Here is a 2,080-nt window from a genome sequence, read left to right on the forward strand (position 1 = left end):
GTTACCACTGTGACGGTCTTGCGGTTGAACTTCATGACGGTACCGGACAGGCGCTCACCACTGGGTGAGTCGAAGCTTACCCGTGCTCCTGGATGGAACTGCATCATCGATTTATGAGCTTCCAACGACTCCAGCATCTTCAGCCGTTCGATAATGTGATGATTCAATGTCACTAACTCATCGACACTCAGATGATCAATATTGATACTCATGATGCCCTCCAATTCCAGGGTAGTAGCGCTTCAACGTCTTCAACCGACTCAGCCTGCGGTAATCGCTCCAGTACATGGCGCAGCCACGTATAGGGCTCCTGGCCGTTTGCCTTGGCGGTCTCGACCAGACTGTAAATCTGCGCACTGGCTGCGGCGCCCTTGGGCGTATCGCTGAATAGCCATGCTTTGCGACCGATCACAAACGGTTTGATTGCTCTTTCGGCGGCATTGTTGTCGATTGGTAAAAAGCCAGCCTCTATATAACGCTCCAGCCGGCTCCAGTTACTGGCCAAATAACCCACGGCCTTGCCCAAGGCACTTTGTGATGTGACCTGGGGATGAGTTTTCTCCAGCCAGTTTTTTAACTGGCTGAGCACCGGCAAGCTCTGTTCCTGGCGACCGGCAAAACGCTGTTCATCGGTCATCTCTTTCAACCCACGCTCGATGCCGTACAACTTGTTGATCATCGTCAGCGCAACATCGGCTCGACCGGCTTTGCCCTTGGGCTGCACTTTTTGCGCATCGACAAACTTGCGCCGTACATGGGCCATGCAGGCCAAACGCTCGATACCCGGCTGCGCGCCCAAAGCGTTATAGCCGGCGTAATCATCGGTCATCAGATAGCCGCGATAGTCGGCGAGCAGCCGCAACGGCACCTCCTGCGCTCGGCTGGTGGTGTAGTCAAACAGGATGACTGGGCGCTCCGGTGGGCCACTGGCTTGTACCCACATCCAGGATTGGCTGGTCGGGTCTCGGTCTGGCTCTTTCAGCACCTGCACTCGCGTTTCATCGCAGTGAACAATCGGACTCTCCAGTAACCGATCACGCATCAGATTCAGCAGTGGCTGGAAGTGTTCGCAGCACTGGATCACCCAGCGCGCCAAGGTTTGACGCGGAATATCGACACCGTGACGAGCGAGGACTTTTTCGAAACGGTGCAGCGGCAGGCCATCGACGTACTTGGTGGTCAGCAGCATCGCCAATACGCTGGGGCTGGCCATGCTTTTTTCGATCAGTTGCGCGGGTTTGTCGGCGGTGACCGGTGCTGTTTCACAGCCTCGGCAGCCGTAGACCTTGCGGATATGTTTGATCACCCGGATCTGCATCGGCACGATCTCCAGCTGTTCGCTGGTTTCTTCACCGATGGCGTGTTTGCGGCAACCGCAAGCGCAGGTCAGTTCGTGCTCGGAGAGTTCGTGGATGACCTCGATGCGTGGCAAGTCAGCCGACAGTGGCTTGCGTTTGCCACGGCGCTTGGTCGGGGCGACAACTTCTCCGTCAGCTTCAACGTGCGCTGGCGTGTCGATACTTTCGGCTTCATTAAACAGCAGCAGTTGTGGCGTCGCCGGATCAGCGGTTTGCTCTGACTTGCGCCCGAACAGGCGCTGACGAAGTAGCGCATTCTCTTCTTCAAGAAGAACGACCTTCGACTGCATCTGAGCAAGTAATTGCTTGAGCGCAGCCAGGTCATCGGGAAGGTTGTCGGGCATGGAAATCATGGCCCGGATTATACCCAATCAAGCAACGAATCGCGGCGTCAAAACCTGATGAGGACGATTGCGCCAGAGATCAAAACCGTCGAGCAACCAGTTCAGCTCTTGTACCGTTAGCACGATCGCCTCGTCAGTGACGTCGGGCGAGGTTTTGAACCGTTCAGACTCTAGGCGCTTGAGCCAAAGGCAGAAGCCGTTGCGCTCCCAATAAAGGATTTTCACCCGACTACGGGGGCGATTCAGAAAGACGAAAAGCACGGGGTCGAATACCGCTACCTTGATATCCAGCTCGACCAGGGCCGCGAGGCCGTCGATGGATTTTCGGAAGTCCACGGGCTTGGGGTATAGGTACACTTTTTCGACTTTGGCGTCGGG

3 protein-coding genes are annotated in these 2,080 nt (G+C 56.0%); all 3 read right to left on the reverse strand.

What is annotated here, in order from left to right; genetic code table 11:
• Window positions 1-212: peptidylprolyl isomerase (locus tag WLY71_RS30395; RefSeq protein ID WP_347806528.1), on the reverse strand; the 212-nt coding region annotated here is incomplete at its 3' end.
• Window positions 209-1,711: an IS66 family transposase gene (tnpC, locus tag WLY71_RS30400; RefSeq protein WP_347806529.1), complete on the reverse strand. Its 1,503-nt coding sequence runs from the start codon at window positions 1,709-1,711 to the stop codon at window positions 209-211. The genes tnpC and WLY71_RS30395, both read right to left, overlap by 4 nt.
• Window positions 1,712-1,729: 18 nt before the next feature.
• On the reverse strand, window positions 1,730-2,080 hold a 351-nt coding region (tnpB, locus tag WLY71_RS30405), incomplete at its 5' end, for an IS66 family insertion sequence element accessory protein TnpB (protein WP_347806530.1).

The organism is Pseudomonas rossensis (genome assembly GCF_039888995.1).
Taxonomy (GTDB): Bacteria; Pseudomonadota; Gammaproteobacteria; order Pseudomonadales; family Pseudomonadaceae; genus Aquipseudomonas; species Aquipseudomonas rossensis.

Bases quoted from the DNA above. Each gene is read 5' to 3' on its own strand.
- tnpC (WP_347806529.1), bottom strand. From the start codon at position 1,711: ATGATTTCCATGCCCGACAACCTTCCCGATGACCTGGCTGCGCTCAAG.